Annotated in this window: 3 protein-coding genes; 2 read left to right on the top strand and 1 reads right to left on the bottom strand. The window is 40.9% G+C overall.

The features are described 5' to 3' along the window. Positions 1 to 412: 412 nt before the first annotated feature. Positions 413 to 1,165 carry a SapC family protein gene (locus LG368_RS13135; protein ID WP_226755186.1) on the top strand — a complete coding sequence of 251 codons (753 nt, stop codon included), beginning with the start codon at positions 413 to 415 and terminating at the stop codon, positions 1,163 to 1,165. 120 nt (positions 1,166 to 1,285) lie between these two features. Here LG368_RS13135 and LG368_RS13130 read toward each other — a convergent pair whose 3' ends face one another. Beyond that, positions 1,286 to 2,464, bottom strand: a complete 1,179-nt coding sequence (locus LG368_RS13130) for a transposase (protein ID WP_226755185.1) — start codon at positions 2,462 to 2,464, stop codon at positions 1,286 to 1,288. Between the two features lie 65 nt (positions 2,465 to 2,529). On the opposite strand from LG368_RS13130, the gene tnpA reads away from it, so the two are divergent. Beyond that, a partial coding sequence (tnpA, locus tag LG368_RS13125) for an IS200/IS605 family transposase (protein ID WP_226755184.1) occupies positions 2,530 to 2,847 on the top strand: 318 nt, incomplete at its 3' end.

Genomic DNA, 2,847 nt, shown 5'->3' with positions numbered 1-2,847 from the left:
ATGGCAACCTTCCTAGTGTAGATTTCTTTCAAGTTTGATATCGAACAACTGGCTAACGTTCAACCATCACTCTTTTGTTCAAAGAGTGATGTTGCAGACAAAGGCAGTGGCTAAATAACTCAAATCTTTCAAAGAAACTGTATAAAATTAGAATAAATATAATCCATTATAGCTCCTTATTTACACTAGGAGATATACCATTAATGTCTCTTTTACCACATGCAATGTTAATTTTTGTAAGTAATGTAAAAAGCGTGCTAAGCCGCAAAAATACTGACTTTAGAGTGTCGCATTTCCAAAAATAGTGGCATATTATTGGTTTAACAACGCATTCAAAACACAAAAAATAACGTGTTAAATACGATTGTAAATTGTAGTATTCGTCAAAATTTTCATGAATTAAGGAAAAAATATGTTCAGCAAATTAACACCTATAAACAAAGAGCAACACGCTAATTTCAAAGTCAAACCTATCGAAAATTTTGGCTTTGCTAGCAATTTTCACATTGCCTCTGTCATGGTTCACGAATTTGTACGTGCGGCATCGGTTTACCCTATTGTTTTCTTGGAAGACAAAGCACAAGACGAATTCCGCCCTGTGACTTTGCTTAGTCTTGATGCTGGTGAAAACCTGTTCGTTGGTGAAGATGGAAAATGGCAAGCGTCATACGTTCCTGCGATCATTCGTCGCTATCCTTTTGCACTGGCAAAGAATCCAGACCAAGATAGCTTCACAGTCTGTGTAGACGAAGACAGTGAGTATGTTGGAACGGAAGAAGGTCAACCTTTGTTTAACGAAGAAGGTCAACCAACAGAAGTCATTGAAAATGTAAAACGCTACCTTGGCGAGTTACAACAAATGGAAGCGTTCACTAAAGCTTTTTGTCACTTCCTAGCCGAAAACAACTTGTTTACTCCTCTGAACATGCGTGTTCGTGCAGCAGATCAAATCAAAAATGTAACGGGTTGTTACGTTATCAATGAAGAGCGCTTGAATAATTTATCAGACAAGAAATTCCTTGATATCAAAGAAAAACGCTATTTGGCTCCAATTTTTTCTCACCTAACATCATTGTCACAGATTGAGCGTCTAGCTCTTCTTAAACAAGGTGTTAACGCGATTGAAAGCCCAGCAAGTGCTGAAGCGGAAACTAACCTTCAGTAAGTGGATATAATCGACTTAGAGTTATGAATTTCTTTCGTAGCATGATCAGTGCGTCATGCTACGAATTCTTTTACTCTTACGTGACTGCTCCCCTACATAAATGTAGGGGCTTCCAAGTTCTCAGGCAGCCGCTAGCCTTACACTAGACTTACGCTTGCCTCCCTTAGCAGAGACGGACAGCCCTTCCGCCTTCATTTTCAAAACGCCTTGGGCGCGAATGTTGATCGCTGCGTTTATATCTCGATCTATGTCTTTCTCGTGGCAATTAGGGCAATCCCATTTGCGCACCGATAACGGCATTTCTTTTACCTTATAACCACAGCAATGACAGGTTTTAGAACTGGCATACCATTGATCAATTTTGATCAAATGGCAGCCGGATCGTTTGGCCTTGTATTCCAGTTTTGCAAAGAATGATGACCAGCCTGCATCCGATATATTCTTTGCTAACTTGTGGTTCTTTAGCATGTTTTTCACTTTCAGTGTCTCAACAACTACCGCTTGGTTTTTGTCAATAATCTGTTTGGACAATTTGTGCTGAAAATCATTTCGAGCATTGGCCACGCACTCATGCGCCTTGGCAACCAGTAAACGCGCTTTCACTCTGCTTCTGGAGCCCTTCTTCGCTCTCGATAAGGCTTTTTGCTTCCGTCTTAGGTTGGCTTCTGATTTTTTCAGATGCCTTGGGTTGGTAATTTTCTCTCCGCTATCGAGTATGGCGAAGTTCGTTAAACCTATGTCTATTCCAGTAATTCTGCTCGATTCGATCTCTTGCGGTGTTGCGGTATGTTCTTGCTTATCTTCCACCAAGATGGATGCAAAATACTTACCCGTTGCTGTGCGAGTCAATGTGATCGACTTAATCCTACCTTCAATGGGGCGATGAACCTTGGCTTTAATGGGGCGGCATTTTGGCACCTTAATCCAGTTTTCACCTACCGCAACGCTGGTACAGTGATAACTAGATTGTTTGCCATGCTTGGATTTAAAGCGGGGGAATCGTGTCGCCAGCTTTGGGTCAAAGAAATTTTTAAAGGCTTTATCGAGGTTGATCACAGCTTGCTGTAAGGCAATGGCATCATACTGCTTGAGCCACACATACTTACGACTTTTTTTGCCTACTGCTAAAAGCGGCTTGAGGTCTTTGAGTGGTGATAAATTCTGATGTCTTACCCGATAGAAATGGTTTTTCAGGCTTAGAGCTTTATTCCACGCGAAACGCACCGCGCCAAACTGCTGATTTAAAAAATCAGCCTGCTCAGTCGTTGGATAGATGCGTACTTTTGTGGCTTTAAGCAATTGGCGTATTACTAAAAAACGCTATAATATTAGCTAATTATAGACAATTATCATATTGGTGTAAAATGCAAATACGTAAAGGTAGACATTGCGCGTTTGATCTTCACGCGCACTTGGTGTTCTCAACAAAGTACAGAGGAAAGGTGTTTTCAGGGGCTCATTTGACTACCCTAGAGGGGATTTTTAGAAGCGTTTGCAATGATTTTGAGGTTGAACTGAAAGAGTTTAACGGCGAGTCAGATCACGTTCATATTTTGATAAATTACCCACCAAAAGTTCAGCTTACGAAGTTAGTGAACAGCTTAAAAGGTGTAAGCAGCAGAAAAATGAAGCAGTATCACCCAGAGCTTGAGCCACCCGCTTATTTGAAAAATGCACTCTGG

The sequence above is a fragment of the Marinomonas algarum genome, from assembly GCF_020532605.1.
Taxonomy (GTDB): domain Bacteria; phylum Pseudomonadota; class Gammaproteobacteria; order Pseudomonadales; family Marinomonadaceae; genus Marinomonas; species Marinomonas algarum.
This window is presented reverse-complemented; position numbering and strand designations above follow the sequence as displayed.